Origin of the sequence: Pseudomonas syringae group sp. J254-4 (assembly GCF_032586855.1) — a bacterium.
In the GTDB taxonomy this organism is placed as follows: domain Bacteria; phylum Pseudomonadota; class Gammaproteobacteria; order Pseudomonadales; family Pseudomonadaceae; genus Aquipseudomonas; species Aquipseudomonas amygdali.
The window spans coordinates 82,933-105,798 of record NZ_JAWHOO010000020.1 but is presented as its reverse complement, the minus strand read 5'-3'; the positions used below and the strand labels follow the sequence as shown (position 1 = coordinate 105,798).

Annotated in this window: 18 protein-coding genes; 8 read left to right on the top strand and 10 right to left on the bottom strand. The window is 58.6% G+C overall.

What is annotated here, in order from left to right:
- Position 1: 1 nt before the first annotated feature.
- From RYB09_RS21310 to RYB09_RS21285, 6 genes are all read right to left on the bottom strand, one after another.
- The gene (locus RYB09_RS21310; RefSeq protein ID WP_122258388.1) at positions 2–1,315 is read right to left on the bottom strand and encodes a cellulase family glycosylhydrolase; all 1,314 of its coding nucleotides are present in this window, start codon (positions 1,313–1,315) and stop codon (positions 2–4) included.
- A 1-nt stretch (position 1,316) separates the two neighbouring features.
- Positions 1,317–2,495 carry a glycosyltransferase gene (locus RYB09_RS21305; protein WP_058401582.1) on the bottom strand — a complete coding sequence of 393 codons (1,179 nt, stop codon included), beginning with the start codon at positions 2,493–2,495 and terminating at the stop codon, positions 1,317–1,319.
- A complete protein-coding gene (locus tag RYB09_RS21300; RefSeq protein WP_122281088.1) occupies positions 2,495–4,486 on the bottom strand; it encodes a GumC family protein in 1,992 nt (663 codons plus the stop codon). Before RYB09_RS21300 ends, RYB09_RS21305 begins: the two co-directional genes overlap by 1 nt.
- A 17-nt stretch (positions 4,487–4,503) precedes the next feature.
- The gene (locus tag RYB09_RS21295; RefSeq protein ID WP_004656922.1) at positions 4,504–5,283 is read right to left on the bottom strand and encodes a polysaccharide biosynthesis/export family protein; all 780 of its coding nucleotides are present in this window, start codon (positions 5,281–5,283) and stop codon (positions 4,504–4,506) included.
- A 131-nt stretch (positions 5,284–5,414) separates the two neighbouring features.
- Positions 5,415–6,872 (bottom strand): mannose-1-phosphate guanylyltransferase/mannose-6-phosphate isomerase, encoded by a 1,458-nt coding sequence (locus RYB09_RS21290; protein ID WP_122281087.1) that lies wholly within the window; start codon positions 6,870–6,872, stop codon positions 5,415–5,417.
- Positions 6,872–8,308 (bottom strand): undecaprenyl-phosphate glucose phosphotransferase, encoded by a 1,437-nt coding sequence (locus tag RYB09_RS21285; RefSeq protein WP_004665755.1) that lies wholly within the window; start codon positions 8,306–8,308, stop codon positions 6,872–6,874. Before RYB09_RS21285 ends, RYB09_RS21290 begins: the two co-directional genes overlap by 1 nt.
- A 522-nt stretch (positions 8,309–8,830) precedes the next feature.
- Here RYB09_RS21285 and yegS point away from each other — a divergent pair.
- Positions 8,831–9,748 carry a lipid kinase YegS gene (yegS, locus tag RYB09_RS21280; protein WP_316890098.1) on the top strand — a complete coding sequence of 306 codons (918 nt, stop codon included), beginning with the start codon at positions 8,831–8,833 and terminating at the stop codon, positions 9,746–9,748.
- On the opposite strand, the gene RYB09_RS21275 is transcribed toward yegS, so the two are convergent.
- Both RYB09_RS21275 and RYB09_RS21270 read right to left on the bottom strand, forming a co-directional pair.
- A complete protein-coding gene (locus RYB09_RS21275; protein ID WP_058409056.1) occupies positions 9,732–10,394 on the bottom strand; it encodes a response regulator in 663 nt (220 codons plus the stop codon). The genes yegS and RYB09_RS21275 overlap by 17 nt on opposite strands.
- A 155-nt stretch (positions 10,395–10,549) precedes the next feature.
- Complete coding sequence (locus RYB09_RS21270; RefSeq protein ID WP_058401586.1) at positions 10,550–10,981, bottom strand: hypothetical protein; 432 nt, start codon at positions 10,979–10,981, stop codon at positions 10,550–10,552.
- Positions 10,982–11,431: 450 nt separating this feature from the next.
- On the opposite strand from RYB09_RS21270, the gene RYB09_RS21265 reads away from it, so the two are divergent.
- Both RYB09_RS21265 and RYB09_RS21260 read left to right on the top strand, forming a co-directional pair.
- Positions 11,432–12,358 (top strand): chemotaxis protein CheV, encoded by a 927-nt coding sequence (locus tag RYB09_RS21265; protein ID WP_002554114.1) that lies wholly within the window; start codon positions 11,432–11,434, stop codon positions 12,356–12,358.
- Between the two features lie 102 nt (positions 12,359–12,460).
- Positions 12,461–13,270 (top strand): MOSC domain-containing protein, encoded by an 810-nt coding sequence (locus RYB09_RS21260; RefSeq protein WP_057404139.1) that lies wholly within the window; start codon positions 12,461–12,463, stop codon positions 13,268–13,270.
- A gap of 48 nt (positions 13,271–13,318) precedes the next feature.
- On the opposite strand, the gene RYB09_RS21255 is transcribed toward RYB09_RS21260, so the two are convergent.
- The gene (locus tag RYB09_RS21255) at positions 13,319–15,247 is read right to left on the bottom strand and encodes a transglycosylase SLT domain-containing protein (protein WP_002554112.1); all 1,929 of its coding nucleotides are present in this window, start codon (positions 15,245–15,247) and stop codon (positions 13,319–13,321) included.
- A gap of 204 nt (positions 15,248–15,451) precedes the next feature.
- Between RYB09_RS21255 and RYB09_RS21250 the strand changes: the two genes are divergently transcribed.
- Positions 15,452–17,362, top strand: a complete 1,911-nt coding sequence (locus tag RYB09_RS21250) for an ATP-binding cassette domain-containing protein (protein ID WP_002554111.1) — start codon at positions 15,452–15,454, stop codon at positions 17,360–17,362.
- Between the two features lie 66 nt (positions 17,363–17,428).
- Here the strand turns inward: RYB09_RS21250 and RYB09_RS21245 are convergent, their stop codons facing one another.
- Entirely contained in the window at positions 17,429–17,869 is a 441-nt protein-coding gene (locus RYB09_RS21245) for a universal stress protein (protein WP_004665751.1), read from the bottom strand.
- 131 nt (positions 17,870–18,000) lie between these two features.
- Between RYB09_RS21245 and RYB09_RS21240 the strand changes: the two genes are divergently transcribed.
- The 4 genes from RYB09_RS21240 (at position 18,001) to RYB09_RS21225 (ending at position 22,777) form a co-directional block, all read left to right on the top strand.
- Positions 18,001–18,438 carry a hypothetical protein gene (locus RYB09_RS21240; protein WP_122258393.1) on the top strand — a complete coding sequence of 146 codons (438 nt, stop codon included), beginning with the start codon at positions 18,001–18,003 and terminating at the stop codon, positions 18,436–18,438.
- 651 nt (positions 18,439–19,089) lie between these two features.
- On the top strand, positions 19,090–21,255 hold the full coding sequence (fadB, locus tag RYB09_RS21235) for a fatty acid oxidation complex subunit alpha FadB (protein WP_316890094.1): 2,166 nt from the start codon (positions 19,090–19,092) through the stop codon (positions 21,253–21,255).
- A gap of 4 nt (positions 21,256–21,259) precedes the next feature.
- Complete coding sequence (gene fadA, locus RYB09_RS21230) at positions 21,260–22,435, top strand: acetyl-CoA C-acyltransferase FadA (RefSeq protein WP_004656895.1); 1,176 nt, start codon at positions 21,260–21,262, stop codon at positions 22,433–22,435.
- Positions 22,436–22,540: 105 nt separating this feature from the next.
- On the top strand, positions 22,541–22,777 hold the full coding sequence (locus tag RYB09_RS21225; protein WP_004656893.1) for a DUF1653 domain-containing protein: 237 nt from the start codon (positions 22,541–22,543) through the stop codon (positions 22,775–22,777).
- Positions 22,778–22,866: the final 89 nt, after the last annotated feature.

Below are 22,866 nucleotides of genomic sequence, written 5' to 3'. Positions count from 1 at the left end.
CTCAGGGCTTCCATTCCAGAATTTGCAGAGTCGGCTTCAGCAGTAGGGTGACGCCCTGGCTGGCGGACAATGGGGTGCGGCTGCCACTCAGTGGGTCATGCACGACCGCGTCGGTGATGTTCGGGAAGTTCAACGAGGTGCCGGTCGCACTCCAGAACATCAGCAGATGAGTGCCATCTTCACGGGTCCACGGCACTGCGTACAGATCGTCCGGTACACGGCTCACTGCCGGCGGTTCGGCGGGTTGCAGTCGCGGGCCGGTGATCTTCAGAAAATTCTGCAGTGCGGTGTAGACCGGTTTGGGGCTGGCTTGCAGGTCAAGCAGGCCGTAACCCTGATCGCGGGCCGAGGCGCGCTCATCCAGATCGCTGAGATTGAACAGGAAGATGCGCTGGAAATCCATCGCACTCATCAGCGCCAGACGCCGCAGGGTATAGTCGGCCTGGCCTGAAGTGCCAATCAGATGTTGCATCTCGACCGGACCTGCATAGCTTGACCAGCCCCATTCAGTGGCCCACACCTGCTTGACGCCATTGCTGTGCAGCAACTGGTTCATGGCATTGGCGCGCACCAGAAAATCGCGGTCCGGTAGTGAATCGCCTTCGGGGTACTCGGAATATGGGTGGTATGCCGCCACGATATTCTGCTGGCCCAGGCCATTATCGAGCAGCGTCTGTAGCATGTAGCCAGAGGTACTGTGCATCTGACTGTAATAGGCCATGCCCGCAGTGACGATGGTCTTGTCCGGCAGGGCGGCGCGAATCGCGTTGGCAGTGGTGGTCAGCAGGCGTCCATAGGCGGTAGGGTCCTCCTTGGGCAGCCAGACAATGTTCGGCTCGTTCCAGACCTGCCAGTTGTTGACCTGCGGATAGCGCTGGGCCAGGGCGGTCATGCGTGCGGCAAATACGTTGAAATCCGTGGGCGGATACTGATCGCGGCTTTTCGCACCGGCCGACGCACTGCTGGCGAAAGGCGCCGAGCCCACCAGATAAGCCACCGTGTTGTAGTTGTGCGCCTTGATTGCAGCCATGGCGGCATCCAGCTCGGTCAGTGCGTAGTGATCCTTTTGCGGCTCGATCACCGGCCAGTGAATGGTCAGGCGCACCCAGTTGAGGCCCAGTTCGTCCAGGCGGCTCATCTGTTGTTGATAGATGTCAGGCGCAAAATACTGAAACTGCACATTGACGCCCAAAAAGTCCGCCCAGACCACCTCGCGAGGTGCCTTGAGGACCGTTGCCGCGTGGGCCGCGCCGCACATTGCTGCGCTGAGCAGTGCGCTCGCGACGATTTGCCGGAATCTGGATGGACGCTGCATGTCACTTCTCCTCGCACGCCTGGCGGAATACATCCCGAAAACGCTCTGCGGTGTGGCTCCAGACTCTGGCCTTGCCCATGTGCGAGGCATTTTCGGCCCATTGTTTGACCAGCTCCGGATCCGCGCAAGCTTGCGTCAGAGCCTTTGCCAGTCCGTCCACATCGCCTTGCGGATAGATCATGCCGTTGCCGTGCGAGACTTCTTCGGCAAACGAGCGTGCATCAGAAGTAATCACGCCCCTGCCACACGCCACCGCCCATGACAACGCGCCGCTGGTGCCGCGCAGCTTGCCGAGAATCTTCAGTTTGCTCGATTCGCGATAAGGCAGAACCATCACGTGATGAGCCTGGATTACCTGCGGGATCTGCTCGGCAGGCAGGTCCAGTTGCCAGTCGATCAGATCGACAAGGCCTAGCTGGCGGATGCGCAGGCGCAGTTGCTCCAGGTAGCTGCCGGACGGGCCGAAGGCCATTTCCGGCTCGCTGCCGCCTGCCAGGGTCAGGCGTACGGTCGACCGCAACGCAGGCTGTGCGGTGAAAACGCTGGCCAGCGCATCAAGCAGGTCTTCGATTCCCTTGCCGCGATAAATGAAGCCGAAATACAGCAGACGCAAGGGCTTCAAGGGTGGCAACGGGGCGGGAGCGATGGCGACGTTGCCGTGACTGATCACCGCCATCTGTGCGGTTTTCAGCCCCATGCGCTGACGCAGGCTCTGACTGCCCGCCTGGGTCAGTGTCACCAGGCGGGTCATGTGCTGCGCCAATTGCCGTTCTTCACGCAGGCACAGCGGGTCGGCCAGCACCGTCGCCATTTCCGGCAGCGGTGAGCGCATGCCGCTGACAATCGATAAGGGCCAGGGCAGTTTCTCGCGCCGCCACACCAGTCGCTCGGGATCGTGCACTGTCGCGGTCAACGGCAGCTTCGGGAAGCGTCGACGCAAGGCTCGCAGGGCCTGAAACTCCGCCAGCCGTCCGCCGCCCAGTTCGGCATGGACCAGATCGATCTCGCTCCAGTCGGTTTCGGCAACACGCTGTTCTGCGGCACGTGGATCGTTGCCGACACCCAGCAGCGGTGTGCTGACCTGCAGGCCGATGCCTTCAAGCGCATGCCGCAGGTGCCCGGCATAATCGGCGATGCCGTTCTGCTCGGGTGGCAGCGGCGCTAGCAGGGCAATGCGCATCAGCCTCGGCTCCCGATCCGCTTGAGGAAGTTCAATACCTGCTCCGGCACCTCGAAACGACGGCGGTTGATAATGATGCCGTCGACTTTCTTGAATGCGGTATTGAGGTTATTCAAGGTGTCCTCAAGCATCGGCACGGTGGTGTCTTCGGCACGCACCACCAGCACGATCAGGTCAGCCTTGCGCAGCAGCACAAAGGCATCCTGATTGGCGGAAAGTGCCGAGGCGTTGATCAGCACGATTTCACCAGGACTGGCCGGGCCGCGGCCTTCGGTGCGGACCCGATGACCCTGCTCGGTCAGCAATGTGCTCAGCCGCTCGATCACGAACGACACGCCTGCGCCGAACTTGACCGAGGTGAAGCCGATGGTCAGGCCGCGCTCATCTACCTGATCGAGCGGCAAAATACCGTATACCCGGTGCAAATTGGAGGTGAAGGCTGCACTGCGCTCCTGAGCGCGCTCCAGGTCGGGCAGACTGGTCCAGACCGGGACGCCAAAGTTGCTCTCGATCTTGTCGCCGTCGTGGATGCGCTGGTCCAGCAGGTAGAAGAAGTACAGCGCCACGGCACCGACCACAATACTCAGCGGGAATGCCAGAAACAGCATCAGCAGGCTTTTCGGGAACACCCGGCTGGGGTTGAAGGTGGCGTCTTCGATGGTCGCGATATTGCTGATCTGGCTGTTGTCCAGCTCACGGTCAATACGCGATTTTTCCAGGCTGTCCTTGTACAGCGCATAGCTTTTCTCGGCCGCATCCAGTTCGTTCTGCAGGCGCGAAAGCTCCGGCTCCAGATTCAGTGCCTGCTGGCGGTCGCTTTCCAGCTGCGCGATCTGCGCATTTTGCTGAACGAGCTGGGTTTGCAGGCGCGCGTAGCTGGTCTGCTGATCGGCGTACACGTTCTGCATGCGGTTGTAGATGGGGTTGGGAGTGATGCTTTCAGAGCGCTGGACGGTGGCTTCCTGTTCCTTGAGCAGCTTCTTGAGGTTGTTGACCTCCTCATTGATCGCCCGGATTGGCGGCGCCTCTTCCTTGAACGAGCGGAGCATTTCCTGACGCTCCACTTCCTTGCCATTGATGCGGTTCTGCAAGTCCTGGCGATTGGGGTTCAACGCCAGTTCGCGACCTGCCGAGACTGTCTTGGGCTGCTCTGCCAACTGCTTTTTCAGCAGGTCCAGGCCGGCCTTGGTAGACGCAATGGAACGGGTTGTGTTGTTGCGCTCGGTACGCAGGTCGTTGAGCCCCTGCGAGGTATCCGCCAGGCGCTGGGAAATGCTCACTGCGCTCAACTGGTTCAGGTAATTCTGGATTTGCTTCTTGTACTCGATGATGTTCGCGCCGGTCGTTTTCACTTCCGATTCATAGAACGCGTACAGGCTGACCCGGCCCAGTGTCTTTGTGCGTTGCAACTGGTACTCGGTGATCCAGGTCCTGAGCACGGTCTGGGCGATGTCCGGGTCGTTCCAGGTAAATCTCAGCTCCATCACCGACGAGCCCGGTTCGTGGCTGACCTTGAAGTTTTTCTCCAGATCCTCGGCCAGGCGTTCGGCCTGCGAGCGATGCTCCACCAGACCGATAAATTGCAGAACGTTGCGTACGCCGTTGACGACTGCCCCGACGACTGCCTTGAGGCCGTTTTTCACCGACGCCAGAACGCCGGTTTCAGGCGGCACCATAGACAGCTCGGCGAGGTATTTTTCGGACACGGCACGCATGATCGGCCGCCCGCTGAGCATGCGCTCTTCGTCGAGCAGCGGATCACGCAGGCCGCTCGGTATAACGATAGCCTGACGGTCGGACAGCTCGATAGGCACAGTGCTGCTGTCACGGCCGGGCTTGACCAGCAGCAAAGCTGTGGACTCGTAGCGGTTGGGGAGCAGAAACGCGCCCAGAAGGATGATGACGAAGGTCGCCACCACGGTGATCCTGACTTCGCGCTTGAAAATGAACAGCAGGCGCAGCAGGTCGCGGAATGAGCGGATGTTGATCATGTCTGTTTCCCTGACAATTAATTGTTGTTGCGCAGCTCGTAGTTCATGCCCAGGCCGATCGACTTCGCGAAGGGAATCAGCTGGTTGAAATACAGGGATACGCCGTCAACCTTGTTGCCGACCGATGATTTGGGAACGAACACGATGTCGCCACGTTTGAGCAGCACCGGCGCTGTAGGGCCACCCGCACCGCCCGCCCAGAGAAACTTGCTGTAATCAAAGAAATAGGTCTTGTAGAGCCCGTTTTCTTCCTGACGCAGCAGCGCGACCTGACCGGCATCGGCATCCAGCGCCACACCGCCCGCGCCGACAATCGCCTGATCGAGATTGGTAGCAACGTTGACCGGCAACGTTACCGAGTTACGTACGGCGCCGCCGACAAACACGGTGTTGCCCGGTGACTGGGAAATGTTGATGGTCAGTGCCGTTTCGCGGTAGACATTCTGCAGCTTGCTTTCCAGCAGGTCATTCAACTGCTGGAGTGTCAGGCCCGCTGCTTTGACCGTGCCGATGTAAGGGTAGGAAAAGGTGCCGTCGTTGAGCACCTGAAACAGCGTCAGCTCGTAGATAGAGTTGGCGGTAAACGCCGAAATCGACGGAGCTTCGCCACTGTTGCGCACGATTCGCAAGGTATCGCCAGGACGGATTCTTTCCGGCGGCAGCGGTTTGCCCGCCAGTGCGCGACCTGCCGCCTGACCGGCTTCAATTTGCGCGCGGTCATCCGGCAAGCCCACCCTGGACGGGGTGTTGCATGCACTCAACAGCAATAAGCTTGCGATCAGCATCATGCTTTTCATTGGTCCTGAACTCCTGTCGAGCACAAATACGGCTCCCTTGCGGGTAATAAATTCATGTTGGCGGGTACTGCCTGTTCCGGTTGCTATCAATTGAAAACCGAGTGAATCAAGCGGCGTCTGCCGCTCGTGAATCAGCTCTTCACCGTCTTGTCGGGCACGCGTCCGTAAATGTCGGTAAAGCGCACGATGTCGTCTTCCCCCAGGTATTCACCGCTCTGCACCTCGATCATCACCAGGTCGATGACGCCCGGGTTGACCAGCCGGTGCGTGAACCCCGGTTTGATGAACGTCGACTCGTTGGTATCGAGCATGAATTCACGCTCGCCATTGGTGACGGTTGCCATGCCGCTGACCACGATCCAGTGTTCGCTGCGGTGATGGTGCATCTGCAACGAGAGTGACGCTTGCGGGCGAACGACAATGCGCTTGATCTTGAAACGCTTGCCTTCTTCGAGCACCGTGTAGGTGCCCCACGGGCGGGTGACGGTACGGTGCAGACGGTAGGCGTCATGGCCCTGGCGCTTGAGCTCCTGAGCGATGATCTTGACGTCCTGACTGCGGCGTCCGTCTGCGATCAGCAAGGCGTCGGGGGTGTCGATGATGATCAGGTTGTCGAGGCCGATAGCGCCCACCAGGCGTTTGGGCGAGTCGATGTAGCAATTGCTGACGTCATGCAGCACAGCTTCGCCATTGCAGTAATTGCCTTGAGCATCGACCGGAGACAGTTCACGCACCGCCTGCCAGGAACCGATATCACTCCAGCCGAGCTGGCAGGGCACCACGGCAACTTTTTCGGAACGCTCCATCAGTGCGTAGTCGATGGAAATGTCCGGGGTCAGAGCAAACGATTCGCTGTCCAGTTCGACCTGCAGTTCACGATTGCCTTCCTTGCGCGGGCTCGATTCCAGGCAGTTGCTGACCGCGTTCAGCACATTAGGCGCGTGGGTGCGCAGCTCGCGCAGCACGGCATCGGCACGCATGCAGAACATCCCGGCGTTCCAGAAATGCAGACCACCGTCCACATAGCCCTGGGCGGTAACTGCATTGGGTTTTTCGACAAAACGGGCGACCTGACAGGCGTCGGCACTGAGTGCCGGGCCTTTTTCGATGTAGCCAAAACCGGTTTCCGCTGCGGTCGGGACGATGCCGAAGGTCACCAGCCAGCCCTCGGAGGCCAGCTTCTGCGCGGCAGTCACTGCTCTGGAGAATTCCTCGACATTGGTAATCAGGTGATCGGCAGGCAATACCAGTAACTGCGCGTCATCGCCATACAGCTGGCTGACATGCAGCGCAGCGGCGGCGACCGCGGCTGCGGTGTTGCGCCCGAAGGGCTCGAGGATGAAATCCAGACGCGCATTGCCTTTGTTCAACTGGCGGTAGTCGTCCACTGTGCGGAAGTACACCTCCCGGTTGGTAACCGTCAGCAGGCGGTCGACTCCGGGCAGGCCGACCGCACGCAGGAAGGTCTTCTGCAGCAGGCTCTGGCCGTCGGGAAGGCGCATGAACGGCTTGGGCATGGCTTCTCGCGAGACCGGCCACAGACGGGTGCCGGAGCCACCGGCGATGATGCAGGGAATAAGCGTGCTCATCAGTAAGCCTCGCGAGTGAATAGCACTGCAGGCACAGTGCGCATAAGGATGTACAGGTCGAACCAGACAGACCAGTTTTCGATGTACTCGAGATCAAACTCGACGCGTTTTTCGATTTTTTCCACGGTGTCGGTTTCACCACGATAGCCGTTAATCTGCGCCAGCCCGGTGATCCCCGGTTTGACGCGATGCCGCGACGTGTATTCTTTCACCGCTTGCTCGAACAAAATCCCTGCAGCCTTGGTGGCCGTCGCATGTGGGCGTGGCCCGACCATTGACATGCTGCCTGCCGCTACGTTGAACAGCTGTGGCAATTCATCCAGGCTGGTCTTGCGAATGAAGCGCCCGACCCGCGTGATTCTGGCATCGCCACGGGTGGTCTGGCGCTCGGCTGTTGCATCGGCCTGGTGCTGATGCATGGAGCGGAACTTGAATACTTCGATCAGGCGATTGTTGTAGCCGTAGCGCTTCTGGCGGAAAAACACCGGGCCTGGGGAGTCGAGCTTGATCGCCAGTGCGACCAGCAGCATTACCGGTGACAACACCAGCAACGCGAGCGACGACAGAACGATATCTTCGGCGCGCTTGATGAATGGAGACCAGCCACTGAGCGGCAGATCCGATGCATTGAACATCGGCAGCCGGGCCACTTCGGTAATGCGGTTGTGGGTATGCCGGAAGGCAATCATGTCCGGCACCAGCAATACGTTGACCGGTAGCCTGCGCAGTTCGCGAATGATGTAATCCATGCGGTTTTCCGCCGTCCAGGGCAGGGCGACCAGCACTTGGGTCACTTTCTCTTCGCGAATCAGCCGTTCCAGGTCGCTGGTATTGCCCAGCAGGGGCAGGTTGGCCACGGTTTTGGGCATGCGACCGATCCGGTCGTCGATAAAACCGGTGACACCCGAACGGATGTCCTGATGTTCCAGCAGGTACTCGGCCAGGCGCAGGCCATTTTCCGTCGCGCCCAGAATCACGGCATGTTGCAGGAACACCCCCTTGCGCATCTGACGCTTGAACAGCATCAACAGCAGCAGACGAATGATGCCGAACAGCGCCAGGCTGGTCAGGTACCAGATCAGCGATTCTTCAGGGGAGAGATAGCCGAACAGCCCCATTGCCTGTTGCATGAACAGCAATAGCCCGAAGGCTGCGGTCCAGGCAACTGCCAGCGCGCCCATGCGCAGATCGTTGCTGAACAACGCTTCGGAATAGACGCCCATGGCCTGAAACACCAACACGCCGACAAAGCCGAAAAACAGCAGCATGGTCATATAACCCTGCTGTGTTTCCGGGCCGTCATGCTTGATAAGCATCATGATTGCAAGGCCGGGCAGAATGCAGGCAATGCCATGGGCCAGCCGAATACCGAAAAGAAAGTATTCGACCAGACTGGTGCGGGTGAGCGAAAGACTGTCGACCGGCTGCAACCTCATAGAACTCCCTTACTCCCTGTATGCGTCTGGATCCTGCTGATCCTGGGCGTTTTGCGATGACGCGTTTGCAGCTTCAAATAGGCATCTGTTCACAGATAGTGTCCAAGCGTAGCCAGTTACGTGTCGAGGTCATGACGAATCCGGACTGTCTTTTGTGAATATCACTTTATATATGTCGTCCTGTTCCGAATTTTATTTAAGACTTTTCAACCATTTGTAGATGAAACTTCCCTCAAGTGAGGGTCCTGCTGTCAGTAAAGCTCATGAAACAAATAGCGTCAGTACAAAAGTGTGCCAACTCTGATGCAATCGTTGCTCCAGAGCTTCTGCTTCCGGGTTTTGCCCAGTATTGGCGGGGGTTGATCTGTTCTTGGTGACGTGAAAAAAATTTCTGTGACGGGTGGGCCTTTTTGACATGTGCGGGGTCACAGTCATGCGTCGTGCGAAATGTATGCGGGCGCTGACTACAGAAAGAGCGTCGCTCGCAGGCTTCAATTCGTAGGGTTCGTCAGAGGAGGTGTCATGACACAACGCAGGGCAATGCTCATTCTTCACGGTAAACAGGCGCTCAACGAAGACGTACGTGATGCCGTTGCAGACAAGCGCAAGCAGGGCTGGGAGCTGGACGTGAGGCTCACCTGGGAAGCTGGCGATGCCCAACGCCTGGTTGGCGAAGCGCTGGCCGCCGGGCATCGGCATATCGTGGCGGGCGGTGGTGACGGTACCTTGCGAGATATCGCCGAGGCCCTGGCGCTGGCTGAAACACAAGCCAGCCTGACTATTTTGCCGCTGGGCACTGCCAACGATTTTGCCCGCGCAGCCGGGGTGCCTCTTGAGGTCTCCAAGGCTCTGCAACTGATGGACGTAGCACCGCGTGCCGTTGATCTGGGTGAAGTTGGTGGCAAGCTGTTCCTCAACATGGCTACCGGCGGTTTTGGCAGTCAGGTAACCGCCAACACATCCGAAGACCTGAAAAAGGTATTGGGCGGCGCGGCCTATCTGTTTACCGGTCTGACAAGGTTCAGCGAGCTGCATGCTGCCCACGGCGAACTCACCGGGCCGGATTTCCACTGGCGTGGAGACCTGCTGGCGCTGGGTATCGGCAATGGCCGGCAGGCAGGCGGTGGACACGAGCTGTGCCCGACCGCACTGGCCGATGACGGTCTGCTCGACATCAGTATCCTGCCCGCGCCTCAGGAAGTGGTCGGCACGCTGAGGAGTCTGCTGGAAGGCGGGCTGGGCATCGACAACATGTTCATTCGCGCGCGTTTGCCCTGGGTAGAACTCAAGTCGGCTCAGGGCCTGGATATCAACCTTGATGGTGAGCCGTTGTCTGGCGAGGATCTGCGCTTCGAAGCACGACCGGGCGCGCTACAGGTGCATTTGCCGACGGATTCACCGGTGCTGAGCCGTGCACCGATGCTCAATCGTCCAGACTGATAATCCGCTCGCGAACGCAAAACAGTACCAGCCCGGCGACGTCGAATATCTGTAGCCGCTTCATGACCTGGGAGCGGTGGGTCTCGATGGTCTTGATGCTCAGTCCCAGGCCGACGGCAATCTCACGCGTGGACTTGCCGCGCACGATCAGACGCAGGATTTCCAGCTGGCGAGCGGTCAGGTGATACCGCTCCTTGGCCGCCTGGGCCCTGTCCGAGCGTGTTCCGCGCAGGGCGCGCTCGATAACGGTATGAGCGATGGCCGGGCTCAGATAGCGTTCGTTGTTGCGCAGCGCTTCCAGTGCCTGTTCCAGTTCGGTCGCGGTGGTGTCCTTGAGCAGATAGCCGCGAGCCCCGATGTCGAGCGCACGCATGATCATGTCCGGATCGGTGTGCATCGACAGGATCAAGACCTTGCAATGTGGCTGTACTTTAAATAGTTGCTCGAGCGCCTCAAGGCCGTCGACGCTCTTCATCCAGATATCGAGCAGGATGATATCGGGCTTGAGTCGCTGCGCCAGGCTCGACAACTGCGCGCCGTCCGCCCCTTCACCGAGAATGGCATAGCCCGGCATGTCTGCAACCAGCGCTCGCACGCCGGCTCTGATCAGGGAGTGGTCGTCGACCAGTAACAGATTGCAGGTCATTGTGGCTTCTTGTGTAGATGGGACCGCCGAGGCGTGCGTTCAGTCCCTGGTCAACCTTTAAGACGATTTGAAAGCAGTGAAGACAATGGACGGAAAACGCTGACGTGACAACATCACTTCACTGACATTGCGGTGTAATGCCCGACAGTCGAGCGTTATCGTTGGGTTGCATCCTTCGTCAGTGCCGATTGCGAGGAGGCGCTGGCCAGTTTTTCCAACAGCTCCAGCTGTTCGTTGTTGTCCATCGTCAACTCACCCGTTTGCGGATCGAGAAGCTCGACCTGCCAGGACATGAGCATCAGGCAGTTTTTAACGGTCAGCAGGGTTTCCTGTGAGAGTTCGTTGGCCTGGCCACCGCTTTTCAATAATTGACACAGCTGACGTGAAAACTCGGCAATGCACGGCACAGGCGCGGCTTCCGCCTCCTGGGCCAGAGTGCGCAGGGTGGTCAGAAGGCAGCCGGTGGCGTCCTCGTCGTTGGGGATCAACTCCAGGTGCGAAAGACATTCTTCCGACTTGTACAGAAGTGCCTGAGAGGTGCTCAGGAACTGGTCGTGCTTATGCTGCCAATCGTTGTTGCTCAGCATCCTTTGTCTCCACTGATCATGGATAGCGAACTTCCGCCCGCGGCGAATGGCTGACAGTTAATGTCGATTTCAAACAAAAGTATGTAGGGCATTTCTGAATGTTGCCAGCGCCGCTTGATTACAAGGTTTGAAAAGCGGACACGAACCTGACGCCATTCTTGTATTGAGAATGGCGTCACAATAGTGGCAATTAGATGTCGATCATATCAGGTTATCCCCGATTGACTTTTTGTGCTTCTTTGATTTTTACCTTGAGCGACTGGGTATGTTCAGGCTTTTCCAGGACGCGCCCATCGTCGTATTTGTCTGGCTGGAAAGCGACACCAGTAAACCATGATGGTAAAGTGACATCAATGCTGAGGATAGCCTTTCATCGCTATTAAGGTCCGGCTGGTTTCAGCCGATACAGGCTCAACAGACTCATCGTGACCATTGCTTCAGGAGCTAATAATGGCAGGCATTCTCGACACAGTAGATCAGCGCACACAACTGGTGGGCGAGAATCGCCTGGAAATCCTCATGTTTCGCCTTGCCGGTCGGCAATTGTTTGCGATCAACGTGTTCAAGGTCCAGGAAGTATTGCAGCTACCCAAGCTGACCCTCATGCCGCAACGTCACTCGTTCGTCTGTGGCGTTGTCAACCTGCGTGGCCAGACCCTGCCGGTGATCGACCTTTCCCAGGCTATCGGTATGCGGCCGCTGGTGCCGGGGCCTGGCAGCACGATCATCGTCACCGAGTACAATCGCTCGGTTCAGGCCTTCCTGGTCGGTGGTGTGGATCGCATCGTCAACATGAACTGGGACGCGATCATGCCGCCGCCGGCCAGCGCCGGTCGTCAGCATTACCTGACGGCGATCAGCAAGGTCGATGACCAACTGGTAGAAATCATCGACGTCGAAAAAGTACTTGCCGAGATCGTGCCGTACAACGCCAAGGTGTCCCGCGAGAAGCTCGAAGACCCGGTACTGGAAAATGCCCGTGGTCGTGAGGTGTTGCTGGTCGATGACTCCAAGGTGGCACTGGCGCAGTTGCGCGACACGCTGTCTCAATTGGGCCTCAAGCTGCACGTGGCCAGTGATGGTCTCAAGGCGTTGAACATGCTCAAGGGTTGGGCGGACGCGGGCGAGAACGTCCATGAAAAGCTGCTGATGGTATTCACCGATGCCGAAATGCCGGAAATGGACGGTTATCGCCTGACCACCGAGATTCGCAACGACCCGCGTTTGCGCAGTCTGTACATCGTTCTGCACACCTCGTTGTCCGGCAGCTTCAACGAATCGATGGTCAAGAAGGTCGGTTGCGACAACTTCCTCTCCAAATTCCAGCCCGACAAGCTGGTCGAGGTAGTGCGCGAACGTCTTTTGATGATTGGCTGATACCTTGCGCGATTGTTGATCGCGGATGCCTGCCGCTCCGGCTTCGGATAAGCTTTGATGTCTTCGTCAAAGCTTATCCCGCCATCAAAGGAACCGGCTCTCATGTTGCGTCTCAGCTCTCTCTATCGTTTCCCTCTCAAATCCTGCAAGGCGGAGACGCTGCAACGCGCGTCTTTCGACCAGCTGGGGTTGGCGGGGGACCGACGCTGGATGCTGGTCGACGAAAGCAACGGTCGGTTCTTCACCCAGCGCGCCCTGTCGCACATGTCCCAACTGACGGTGTTGTGGAATGCCCGCGGCGGTGTAACCCTTTCGGCACCCGGTTTCGAGCCTCTGGACGTCGCGGTTCCGCTGGATATCGAGTCAAACCTGCGCGGTGTGACAGTCTGGCGTGATTCGTTGCAGGTGCCGGACGCTGGCGATGTGGCTGCCGAATGGGTCAGCCGGTTTATTGGCAAGCCCACCCGCATGGTCTATCTGCCGGTGGAGCGTGCGCGCTGGCTGCCCGGGGGCTATCAGACGATTAACGACCGGGTGAGTTTTGCCGATGGCTTCCCGTTGCTGCTGATTGGTCAGGGCTCGCTCGATGACCTGTCGTCGCGCCTGGGCAGGCCATTGGAAATGCTGCGCTTCAGGCCCAATCTGGTGGTTGAAGGGGCTGAGGCCTTTGCCGAGGATGGCTGGAAGCGTATCCGTATCGGCGACATCGAATTCCAGCTGCTCAAGCCTTGCGCGCGCTGCATTCTCACCACTATCGACCCGGCTACCGGCGAGCGCAGCGCGGATCGCGAGCCCTTCGCCACACTCAAGACCTATCGGGAGGTGGAGGGTAACGTGCTGTTTGGCCAGAACGTGGTCAACGAGGGGCTGGGCGAGCTTGAAGTGGGTATGCCGGTCGAAGTGCTGGAATAGGTGTTGCGTGGCGGCAGGAGTGCTCTGAGAAGCACTCCTGCCGACCGGTCACTGATCGTCGAAAAACCGCTCGTGCCAGTCAACCAGCGGCTGAGGCGAGTTGAGCTTCTGGCCGTAGATCACCGAATAGGACAACACGTTCTGTACGTACTGGCGGGTTTCATCGAACGGTATGCTCTCTACCCAGACATCGAAGGCCAGGTGATTGGCACCTTTCAGCCATTGGCGTACGCGGCCTGGCCCGGCGTTGTAGGCGGCTGAAGCAAGCACGCGGTTGCCGTTGAACTGGGCATGCACCGAACTCAGGTAGGCAGCGCCCAGCTGAATGTTGGTGTCCGGGTCCAGCACCTGCTGCGGCGATGCCAGCGGGATGCTGAACTTGCGGGCAGTTTCCTTGGCGGTGGCAGGCATCAACTGCATCAGCCCGCTGGCACCGACGCCCGAGCGAGCGTCATCCATGAAGGCGCTCTCCTGGCGCGTAATGGCGAATACCCAGCTTGAGTGCAGCCCACGCACCTTGGCTTCGCGTACCAGTGTGTCGCGATGGGCCATCGGGAAGCGGATGTCCAGATCATCCCAGTATTGCGCCTGGCTGATCGTGCGAATGGCTGGGAAATACCATTTCAGGTCGTAGGCCAGTTTGGCCTGGGCAACCATTTCGTCACGGTTGAACTGGCGGCTGACGTGATACCACTCGCGTCGTCCATCGACGATTTCGCCGCGATCATGAAACTCCAGCGCACGACGCACCCCGGGTGTATTGCGTACCTTGTTGATCAGCGCCTGGCTGAGCACCAGGGGCTTGTTGTTGAGCTGATAGGGGCTTTGTGTGCGATCGGCCGCCAGAAAACCGTAGAAGTCGCGCTCTTTGGCCACGTCCTTGTACAGAGCGGCAATCAGCGGGCTGTTGGGCTGCGCCAGTTCCAGAGAGCGGGCTTCCCAGTAACGCCAGCGATTGGTCGCAGCAAGGTCCTTGGGCAGTCGACGTGCCAGTTCGTAGGCATCTTCCCAGCGACCCAGCCGCAGCAGCAGACGCATACGCCACTCGGTAACCGTATTGTCGCGCAGCTCCGGGTCGTACCGGGTCATGACCTCCAAGGCGCGGTCGTCGTAGCGACGTGCCAGGGTCAGGCCGATTTCCTTGGCAATTTCCACCTGCTCTTCACGGGAGAAGTGCATGGTTGCCGCGTAGCCATCGAGCATCGACAGGGCTTTCTGCGGATCCTCCTTGGCCAGTCTGCGCAGGCCAAGGCCGACCACATCGGACATGGCTTCATCCACCGGCGCGAACTGCGCGGGGTTGTTGACCATTTCCGGCTTCTGGGCGACGGCCAGCAGCAGGCGTCCTTGCGGGGCCAGGGAGTTGAGACTGTTGACCAGGGTGTTGGCCAGGCTGTAATTGCGTGCCTGAGCGGCCAGTTTGGCCCGTTGCCAGCGTTTCTGCTCTGTCAATTGGCCTGCGGCTGCCCATTGCGCGAAAAAGCCGTCACAGGCGGCTGGCAGTGTCTTGCCGGTCATCCACAGTTTTTCTGCGCTGGCATAGCCTTCGGCACGCTTGTTGTTGCTCAACTGGTATTGGCCGTACAGGCAATCCAGTTCGACGAAATTCATTTTCGGGTCGTAGTACTTGACGAACGGTTGCCAGTCGCCGCGTTCCGCCAGCCAGCGCAACCAGCGCAACTTCATCCAGTTGGCCTGCGGCAGGTCTCCATGCTCGGCAAGAAACTTCTCGATTTCCGCGTTGCTGGCAGTCTTCAGGCGCGCCGTCAGCTCGTCGTATTCGAGGTAGGGCTCCAGCGGATAATCGGCCAGCGCGGTGCTGTACATCTGATACGGGCCTGAATCGCCCTTGGCCAGCGCACGCTTGGCTTCGTCGTAATACTTGCGTTGTTGGTTGAGGTCTACCGCATGAGCAGTCTGGATGGCGGTGGTGGAGAGGAGCAGGCACGATAAAAAGCTGAACAAACGACTGCGCATGAGACTTCCGAGCAGATGAGTCGTGAAAAGTATTGCTAGCTTAGCCTTTTGCCAGCTCATGGTGAAAGCATTGCCGACGAGCTTGTCTCATATGGAAATAATTGTCGGTTATGAAGGGTATGTGGAAGTTGTCACGGGTGCCACGATTCCCGACATCCGCCGGTTATCTCAGGTAGAATGCGCGCCCGGTTTTTGGAGAAGCTCATGACCCTGCTCAAATTCAGCGATGTGTCCCTTGCTTTCGGCGCCATGCCGTTATTGGACAAGGTGTCCTGGCAGATCGCCCGTGGTGAGCGGGTGTGCATCATCGGCCGTAACGGCACAGGCAAATCCAGCATGTTGAAGCTGGTAAAAGGCGTTCAGAAGCCTGATGACGGGGCTGTCTGGCGTGCGCCCGGCCTCAAGATCGGCGAATTGCCCCAGGAATTGCCGGTAGCCGACGGACGGACTGTCTTCGACGTGGTAGCCGAAGGTCTGGATGGCGTCGGTGCGTTGCTGGCCGAATACCACCATCTGGCGCAGAACTGCGTCACCGAGGAAGACCTGAACAAGCTGATGCATGTTCAGCAGGACCTCGAAGCCCGTGATGGCTGGCGCCTGCAGCAGTTGGTCGAGAGCACTCTCAGCCGCTTGCAGTTGCCTGCCGACAAGACCCTGGCCGAGTTGTCCGGTGGCTGGCGTCGCCGTGTTCTGCTGGCTCAGGCGCTGGTTTCCGAGCCGGATCTGCTGCTGCTCGACGAGCCGACCAACCACCTGGATATCGGCGCTATCGCCTGGCTTGAAGAAGCCCTCAAGGATTTCCAGGGTGCGGTGCTGTTCATCACGCACGACCGGGCATTCCTGCAAAACCTTGCGACCCGTATTCTTGAGCTGGACCGTGGTGGCTTGATCGACTGGGACGGCGACTACGCCAGTTTCCTGGTCCACAAGGAAGCCGCACTGGCAGCCGAAGAGACTGCCAACGCACTGTTCGACAAGCGTCTGGCCCAGGAAGAGGTCTGGATCCGGCAGGGCATCAAGGCTCGTCGTACCCGTAACGAAGGCCGCGTGCGTGCCCTGAAGGAGTTGCGTGTAGAGCGTAGCGAGCGCCGTGAACGTACCGGCAAGGCCAATATCCAGCTCGATACTGCCGAGAAATCCGGCAAGCAGGTCATGGTTCTCGACAACGTCAGCTTCGCCCATCCGGGTGGCCCGATGTTGATCAAGGATTTCTCCATGGTTCTGCAGCGCGAAGACCGTATCGGTCTGCTCGGCGCGAACGGCACCGGCAAGACCACATTGCTCAAGCTGATGCTCGACAACCTGCAGCCGACCGGTGGCAAGGTTGAAGTCGGTACGCGTCTCGATGTGGCCTATTTCGACCAGTTGCGTCACCAGCTCGACCTGGAAAAGACCGTGATCGACAACGTTGCCGAGGGGCGTGACTTCATCGACATCGATGGCCAGAGCCGTCATGTCCTGAGTTACCTGGGTGACTTCCTGTTCAGCCCGCAACGTGCCCGCACGCCAGTCAAGGCGCTGTCCGGTGGCGAGCGTGCCCGTCTGTTGCTGGCCAAATTGTTCAGCAAGCCTGCCAACCTGCTGGTGCTCGACGAACCGACCAACGACCTGGACGTCGAAACTCTGGAGCTGCTCGAAGAGGTTCTGCTGACCTTCAAGGGCACCGTATTGATGGTCAGCCACGACCGGGCATTCCTCGACAACGTCGTCACCAGCACGCTGGTGTTCGAAGGTGAAGGCAAGGTTCGCGAATACGTCGGTGGTTATCAGGACTGGCTGCGTCAGGGCGGTTCGCCGCGTCTTCTGGGTGTTGCCGACACCAAGTCGGGCAAGGCCGAACTGGCCAGCGCTGTGGTGCAGGCCGCACCGGTTGCCGCGCAGGACATGCCGGTCGCCAAGAAGAAGCTTAGCTACAAACTTCAGCGCGAGCTGGAGGCGCTGCCTGCACAGATCGATGAGGTTGAAGGCAAGATGGCCGTCCTGACTGCAGAAATGGCCGAGCCGGGCTTTTACCAGCGTTCTGCGGAACAGACTGCTGCCGTGCTGGCGCAGCTGGAAAACCTGCAGGCCGAGCTGGACAAGCTGCTGGAGCGCTGGGCCGAACTGGACGAGTGATCGCTGACGCGTTCGTGTGATGCAAAAAAGCCCGGGTAACCGGGCTTTTCGTTGTAGCAGGCCAGATTACTCGGGCTTTTTAAGGCTCACTGCCAGCACGTCACATGGTGCGCCGTGCAGGACGTCGTTGGCAGTGGAGCCAAGCAACAAGGCCAGGCCGTGGCGGCCATGGCTGCCGACGACGATCATGTCACAAGCCTTGCTCTTGGCGAGTTTGTGGATTTCCTGCCGTGGCTGACCAATCACTATGTGGTTTTCGCTGGTTTTCAGCTGCGGGTACTTGAGTTTGAGCTTTTCGAGCTTCTCCTGGGCCTGATCCATCTGTTGCTGTTGCAATTGCGAAAGGTCCATCGGGACGTCACCGCCGAACGCCATTGCGATTGGTTCGACGATGTGCACGACCGACAGTTTTGCTTCGCTGGCCTTGGCCAGCAAGCTGGCGCGACGGATGACCGGGTCACACTCATCGGTGAGGTCAATAGCAACCAGAATGTGTTCGTATGGCATGAGGGTGTCCTCCGGGAACATTGCGATGGTGGGAGTATGGCTCTTTCGTTCGCATCTGGGCAGACCCTTGTGCAAGCCATTGTTTTCAAAAATGTTGTGAGAAGTCCGAAATCGGCTTGGGGGCAAGAAATATGACGGTCTGGATAGTCCTGTCAATCATTGGTGTGATGCTGAGCCCGCTTGTGTGGTTGCGCCCGTCGCGTCATCAGAGCGGCAGGATGGCATTGCGCATGGAGGCGCGCCGTCTGGGCATGGGTATGCAGCTTGCCCCGCAAGAGTGGCCGCACTGGCTGACGAAAGAACCGCCAAGCCCGTGCGCACAGTACCATCGCCCGCGCCTGGGCTCGCATGCAGATGCCTGGGTTTACTGGCAGAGCGAGCCAGGCGTCTGGCGCAACCGCTGGCGTGAGGTCTGCGAAGATCCAAAAGTGCTGTCTTATCTGCAGACGTTGCCCGCAGATGCCTACAAGGTCGAAGCTGACGGGCAGATGGTTGCCGTGTACTGGGCGGAGCGGGGCGAGGCAGAAGTGTTGCAGCGTATTGATAAGCTGCTCAAGGAATTGGCCTGAGCCTGAATCAAAGGCATTAAATCGCAGGCATTAAAAAGCCCGATAACAACATCGGGCCGGGGTTGGCCAGGCAGGCCGATAATTCGTCGCGTGCCGACAGGCTTTCGCTGCCATGTCGGCCTTCGCTGTTGCGCACCCGCAAATCAGCTGCATTGCGAGCCTCTTGTGGCGCAGTGTTGCGACTCTAGCCCTTTTGCTCCATTTTGTCGCGATTCCTGCAAATATTTTTTGTACGTGCCCTCAGGCGGTGCGTCCGCACCTGGCTTTCCTGGCCTACAGCTGCCTCGTGTCACCCTCTGTAGATCAGGCTACAGCACCTGAGTGCGGCTACTATCACGCTGGCGAATGATGGCGGATCGCACACAGGCGTGGGCATTATGGAGTGCCTGCATATTCCTGCGAAAACGAATATTTTCGAGTGTTTTGTCGAATTGACAATCTCTCGGTTATGCCTGATGGTGTGCGTACCCAAATCAAACGGGCGTATGAAATGATCGTTTGGTCGTCAGAAGGCTCTGACAGAATCCTGGCTACCACGTCGCGGCGGGTAAACGTGTGATTTGGCGAGTTCATCGACGGCGACGTCGTAGCCCCGTCGGACATTAATGTCCGGCGGGTATTGTTCAGCTTCCATATTGTGGAGATCAGTTGATGATTTACGAAGGTAAAGCCATCACGGTTAAGGCTCTTGAAAGTGGCATCGTCGAATTGAATTTCGATCTCAAGGGTGAGTCCGTCAACAAATTCAACCGCCTCACCCTCAACGAATTGCGTCAGGCAGTCGATGCGATCAAGGCCGATGCCTCGGTCAAGGGCGTTATCGTCAGCAGTGGCAAGGACGTATTCATTGTCGGTGCCGACATCACCGAGTTCGTCGACAACTTCAAGTTGCCGGAAGCCGAACTGGTTGCGGGCAATCTGCAGGCCAACAGGATTTTCAGCGACTTCGAAGATCTGGGCGTGCCCACCGTTGTCGCTATCAACGGCATTGCGCTGGGCGGCGGTCTGGAAATGTGCCTGGCCGCAGACTATCGGGTCATCTCCAGCAGTGCGCGCATCGGTCTGCCCGAAGTCAAGCTGGGTCTATACCCGGGTTTCGGCGGTACTGTGCGTTTGCCGCGCATCATCGGTGCTGACAACGCAATCGAATGGATCGCGTCAGGCAAGGAAAACTCCGCAGAGGATGCTCTGAAGGTCGGTGCCGTTGATGCGGTAGTCGCCCCCGAGAAGCTTCAGGCCGCAGCGCTTGACCTGATTCAGCGCGCTATTTCCGGCGAGTTCGACTACAAGGCCAAGCGCCAGCCCAAGCTGGACAAGCTCAAGCTCAATGCCATCGAGCAGATGATGGCATTCGAAACCGCCAAAGGTTTTGTCGCAGGTCAGGCCGGACCGAACTATCTGGCACCGGTCGAGGCGATCAAGACCATCCAGAAAGCCGCCAATTTCGGTCGTGACAAGGCGCTGGAAGTCGAAGCCGCCGGTTTCGTGAAAATGGCCAAGACATCTGCTGCGCAGAGCCTTATCGGCCTGTTTCTGAACGATCAGGAACTGAAAAAGAAAGCCAAGGGCTACGACGCAGTCGCCAAGGACGTGAAACAGGCCGCCGTACTGGGCGCCGGGATCATGGGCGGCGGCATTGCCTATCAGTCGGCAGTCAAGGGCACGCCGATCCTGATGAAGGATATCCGCGAAGAAGCCATTCAGCTGGGTCTGAACGAAGCCTCCAAACTGCTTGGTGGTCGTCTGGAAAAAGGCCGTCTGACTGCGGCGAAGATGGCCGAAGCGCTTAACGCGATTCGTCCTACGCTTTCCTACGGCGATTTCGGCAACGTCGACCTGGTGGTCGAAGCGGTTGTCGAAAACCCGAAGGTCAAGCAGGCGGTACTGGCGGAAGTCGAAGCCAACGTGGGTGAGCACACCATTCTGGCGTCCAACACTTCGACCATCTCGATCAGCTTGCTGGCCAAGGCCCTCAAGCGTCCGGAAAACTTCGTCGGCATGCACTTCTTCAACCCGGTGCACATGATGCCGCTGGTGGAAGTGATCCGTGGCGAGAAGTCCAGCGAAGAAGCGGTCGCCACGACCGTTGCCTACGCCAGGAAAATGGGCAAGAACCCGATTGTGGTCAACGACTGCCCGGGCTTTCTGGTCAACCGCGTACTGTTTCCGTACTTCGGCGGTTTCGCCAGGCTGGTCAGCGCAGGCGTGGATTTCGTGCGCATCGACAAGGTCATGGAGAAATTCGGCTGGCCGATGGGGCCTGCCTACCTGATGGACGTTGTCGGTATCGACACCGGCCACCATGGCCGTGATGTCATGGCCGAAGGTTTCCCTGACCGGATGAAGGATGATCGCCGCTCTGCAGTTGATGCGCTGTACGAAGCCAATCGTCTGGGGCAGAAGAACGGCAAGGGTTTCTACGCCTACGAGACCGACAAGAAGGGCAAGCCCAAGAAGGTCAATGACCCGGCTGTGCTGGATGTACTCAAGCCGATCGTCTACGAACAGCGTGAAGTGAGCGATGAAGACATCATCAACTGGATGATGATCCCGTTGTGCCTGGAAACGGTTCGCTGCCTGGAAGACGGCATCGTCGAAACCGCTGCCGAAGCCGACATGGGCCTGATCTACGGTATTGGTTTCCCTCCATTCCGTGGCGGTGCGCTGCGCTACATCGACTCCATCGGTGTTGCCGAATTCGTTGCCCTGGCTGACCAATACGCCGAGCTGGGTGCCCTGTATCAACCGACCGCGAAGCTGCGTGAAATGGCCAGTAAAGGCCAGAGCTTCTTCGGTCAAGCGTCTTCCGAGGAATGAACGAATGAGCCTTAATCCAAGAGACGTCGTGATTGTCGACTTCGGTCGTACCCCGATGGGTCGCTCCAAGGGCGGCATGCACCGCAACACCCGTGCTGAAGACATGTCCGCGCACTTGATCAGCAAATTGCTCGAGCGCAACAACAAGGTTGACCCGGCGGAAGTCGAGGACGTGATCTGGGGCTGTGTCAACCAGACCCTCGAACAGGGCTGGAACATTGCGCGCATGGCGTCGTTGCTGACCCAGATCCCGCACACTTCGGCTGCGCAGACGGTAAGCCGTCTGTGTGGTTCGTCCATGAGCGCGCTGCACACCGCTGCACAGGCGATCATGACCAACAACGGTGACGTGTTTGTCATTGGTGGCGTGGAGCACATGGGCCACGTCAGCATGATGCATGGCGTGGACCCGAACCCGCACATGTCCCTGCACGCTGCCAAAGCCTCCGGAATGATGGGCCTTACCGCCGAAATGCTCGGCAAAATGCATGGCATCACCCGCGAGCAGCAGGATGCCTTCGGCCTGCGTTCCCACCAGTTGGCCCACAAGGCGACGCTGGAAGGCAAGTTCAAGGATGAGATCATCCCGATGCAGGGTTATGACGAGAACGGCTTCCTCAAGGTCTTTGACTACGATGAGACCATTCGTCCGGACACCACCCTGGAAAGTCTCGCCGCGCTCAAGCCGGCGTTCAATCCAAAAGGTGGCACCGTGACTGCCGGTACGTCCTCGCAGATCACTGACGGTGCGTCGTGCATGATTGTCATGTCGGCGCAGCGCGCCCAGGACCTCGGTATCCAGCCTCTGGCGGTGATTCGCTCGATGGCCGTGGCCGGTGTCGACCCAGCGATCATGGGCTATGGTCCGGTTCCGGCAACTCAGAAAGCGCTCAAGCGTGCAGGCCTGACGATCGCCGATATCGACTTCATCGAGCTCAACGAAGCCTTCGCTGCACAGGCCTTGCCGGTGTTGAAAGATTTGAAAGTGCTCGACAAGATGAACGAGAAGGTTAACCTGCACGGCGGCGCCATCGCTCTGGGTCATCCGTTTGGGTGTTCCGGCGCGCGCATCTCCGGCACCTTGCTCAATGTCATGAAGCAAAATGGCGGCACCTTCGGTGTGTCTACCATGTGTATTGGTCTGGGGCAGGGCATCGCGACCGTTTTCGAACGCGTCTGATTCCTGTGTGTGATGCGAGCCGGGGCTTGGTGCCCCGGCTTTTGTTTTTTGAAAAAAAGGTTTCTTCAGCCAAATTTTTTGAACGTGTTACAAGAGGACCGCAGCATGCAACTGCAACCAGGGCTCTATCGCCATTACAAAGGCCCGCAGTACCGGGTTTTCAGTGTTGCCAGGCATTCCGAAACCGAAGAGGAAGTCGTGTTCTATCAGGCTCTGTACGGCGATTTCGGGATGTGGGTGCGTCCCTTGAGCATGTTTCTGGAGTCGGTCGAGGTTGACGGCGAGCACGTCCCGCGCTTTGCTCTGGTTGAGGCTGAACCCAGCCTGTTTTCACCAACGTGAGAAGGAATTGCACAACAGGCTGTGCTTGACCTCACCTTGTAGCCACTATATATAGCGTGGCCTTTACAAGCTCCTCACTGTCTTTCATC

Bases quoted from the DNA above. Each gene is read 5' to 3' on its own strand.
- RYB09_RS21310 (WP_122258388.1), bottom strand. From the start codon at position 1,315: ATGCAGCGTCCATCCAGATTCCGGCAAATCGTCGCGAGCGCACTGCTC.
- RYB09_RS21305 (WP_058401582.1), bottom strand. From the start codon at position 2,495: ATGCGCATTGCCCTGCTAGCGCCGCTGCCACCCGAGCAGAACGGCATC.
- RYB09_RS21300 (WP_122281088.1), bottom strand. From the start codon at position 4,486: ATGATCAACATCCGCTCATTCCGCGACCTGCTGCGCCTGCTGTTCATT.
- RYB09_RS21295 (WP_004656922.1), bottom strand. From the start codon at position 5,283: ATGAAAAGCATGATGCTGATCGCAAGCTTATTGCTGTTGAGTGCATGC.
- RYB09_RS21290 (WP_122281087.1), bottom strand. From the start codon at position 6,872: ATGAGCACGCTTATTCCCTGCATCATCGCCGGTGGCTCCGGCACCCGT.
- RYB09_RS21285 (WP_004665755.1), bottom strand. From the start codon at position 8,308: ATGAGGTTGCAGCCGGTCGACAGTCTTTCGCTCACCCGCACCAGTCTG.
- yegS (WP_316890098.1), top strand. From the start codon at position 8,831: ATGACACAACGCAGGGCAATGCTCATTCTTCACGGTAAACAGGCGCTC.
- RYB09_RS21275 (WP_058409056.1), bottom strand. From the start codon at position 10,394: ATGACCTGCAATCTGTTACTGGTCGACGACCACTCCCTGATCAGAGCC.
- RYB09_RS21270 (WP_058401586.1), bottom strand. From the start codon at position 10,981: ATGCTGAGCAACAACGATTGGCAGCATAAGCACGACCAGTTCCTGAGC.
- RYB09_RS21265 (WP_002554114.1), top strand. From the start codon at position 11,432: ATGGCAGGCATTCTCGACACAGTAGATCAGCGCACACAACTGGTGGGC.
- RYB09_RS21260 (WP_057404139.1), top strand. From the start codon at position 12,461: ATGTTGCGTCTCAGCTCTCTCTATCGTTTCCCTCTCAAATCCTGCAAG.
- RYB09_RS21255 (WP_002554112.1), bottom strand. From the start codon at position 15,247: ATGCGCAGTCGTTTGTTCAGCTTTTTATCGTGCCTGCTCCTCTCCACC.
- RYB09_RS21250 (WP_002554111.1), top strand. From the start codon at position 15,452: ATGACCCTGCTCAAATTCAGCGATGTGTCCCTTGCTTTCGGCGCCATG.
- RYB09_RS21245 (WP_004665751.1), bottom strand. From the start codon at position 17,869: ATGCCATACGAACACATTCTGGTTGCTATTGACCTCACCGATGAGTGT.
- RYB09_RS21240 (WP_122258393.1), top strand. From the start codon at position 18,001: ATGACGGTCTGGATAGTCCTGTCAATCATTGGTGTGATGCTGAGCCCG.
- fadB (WP_316890094.1), top strand. From the start codon at position 19,090: ATGATTTACGAAGGTAAAGCCATCACGGTTAAGGCTCTTGAAAGTGGC.
- fadA (WP_004656895.1), top strand. From the start codon at position 21,260: ATGAGCCTTAATCCAAGAGACGTCGTGATTGTCGACTTCGGTCGTACC.
- RYB09_RS21225 (WP_004656893.1), top strand. From the start codon at position 22,541: ATGCAACTGCAACCAGGGCTCTATCGCCATTACAAAGGCCCGCAGTAC.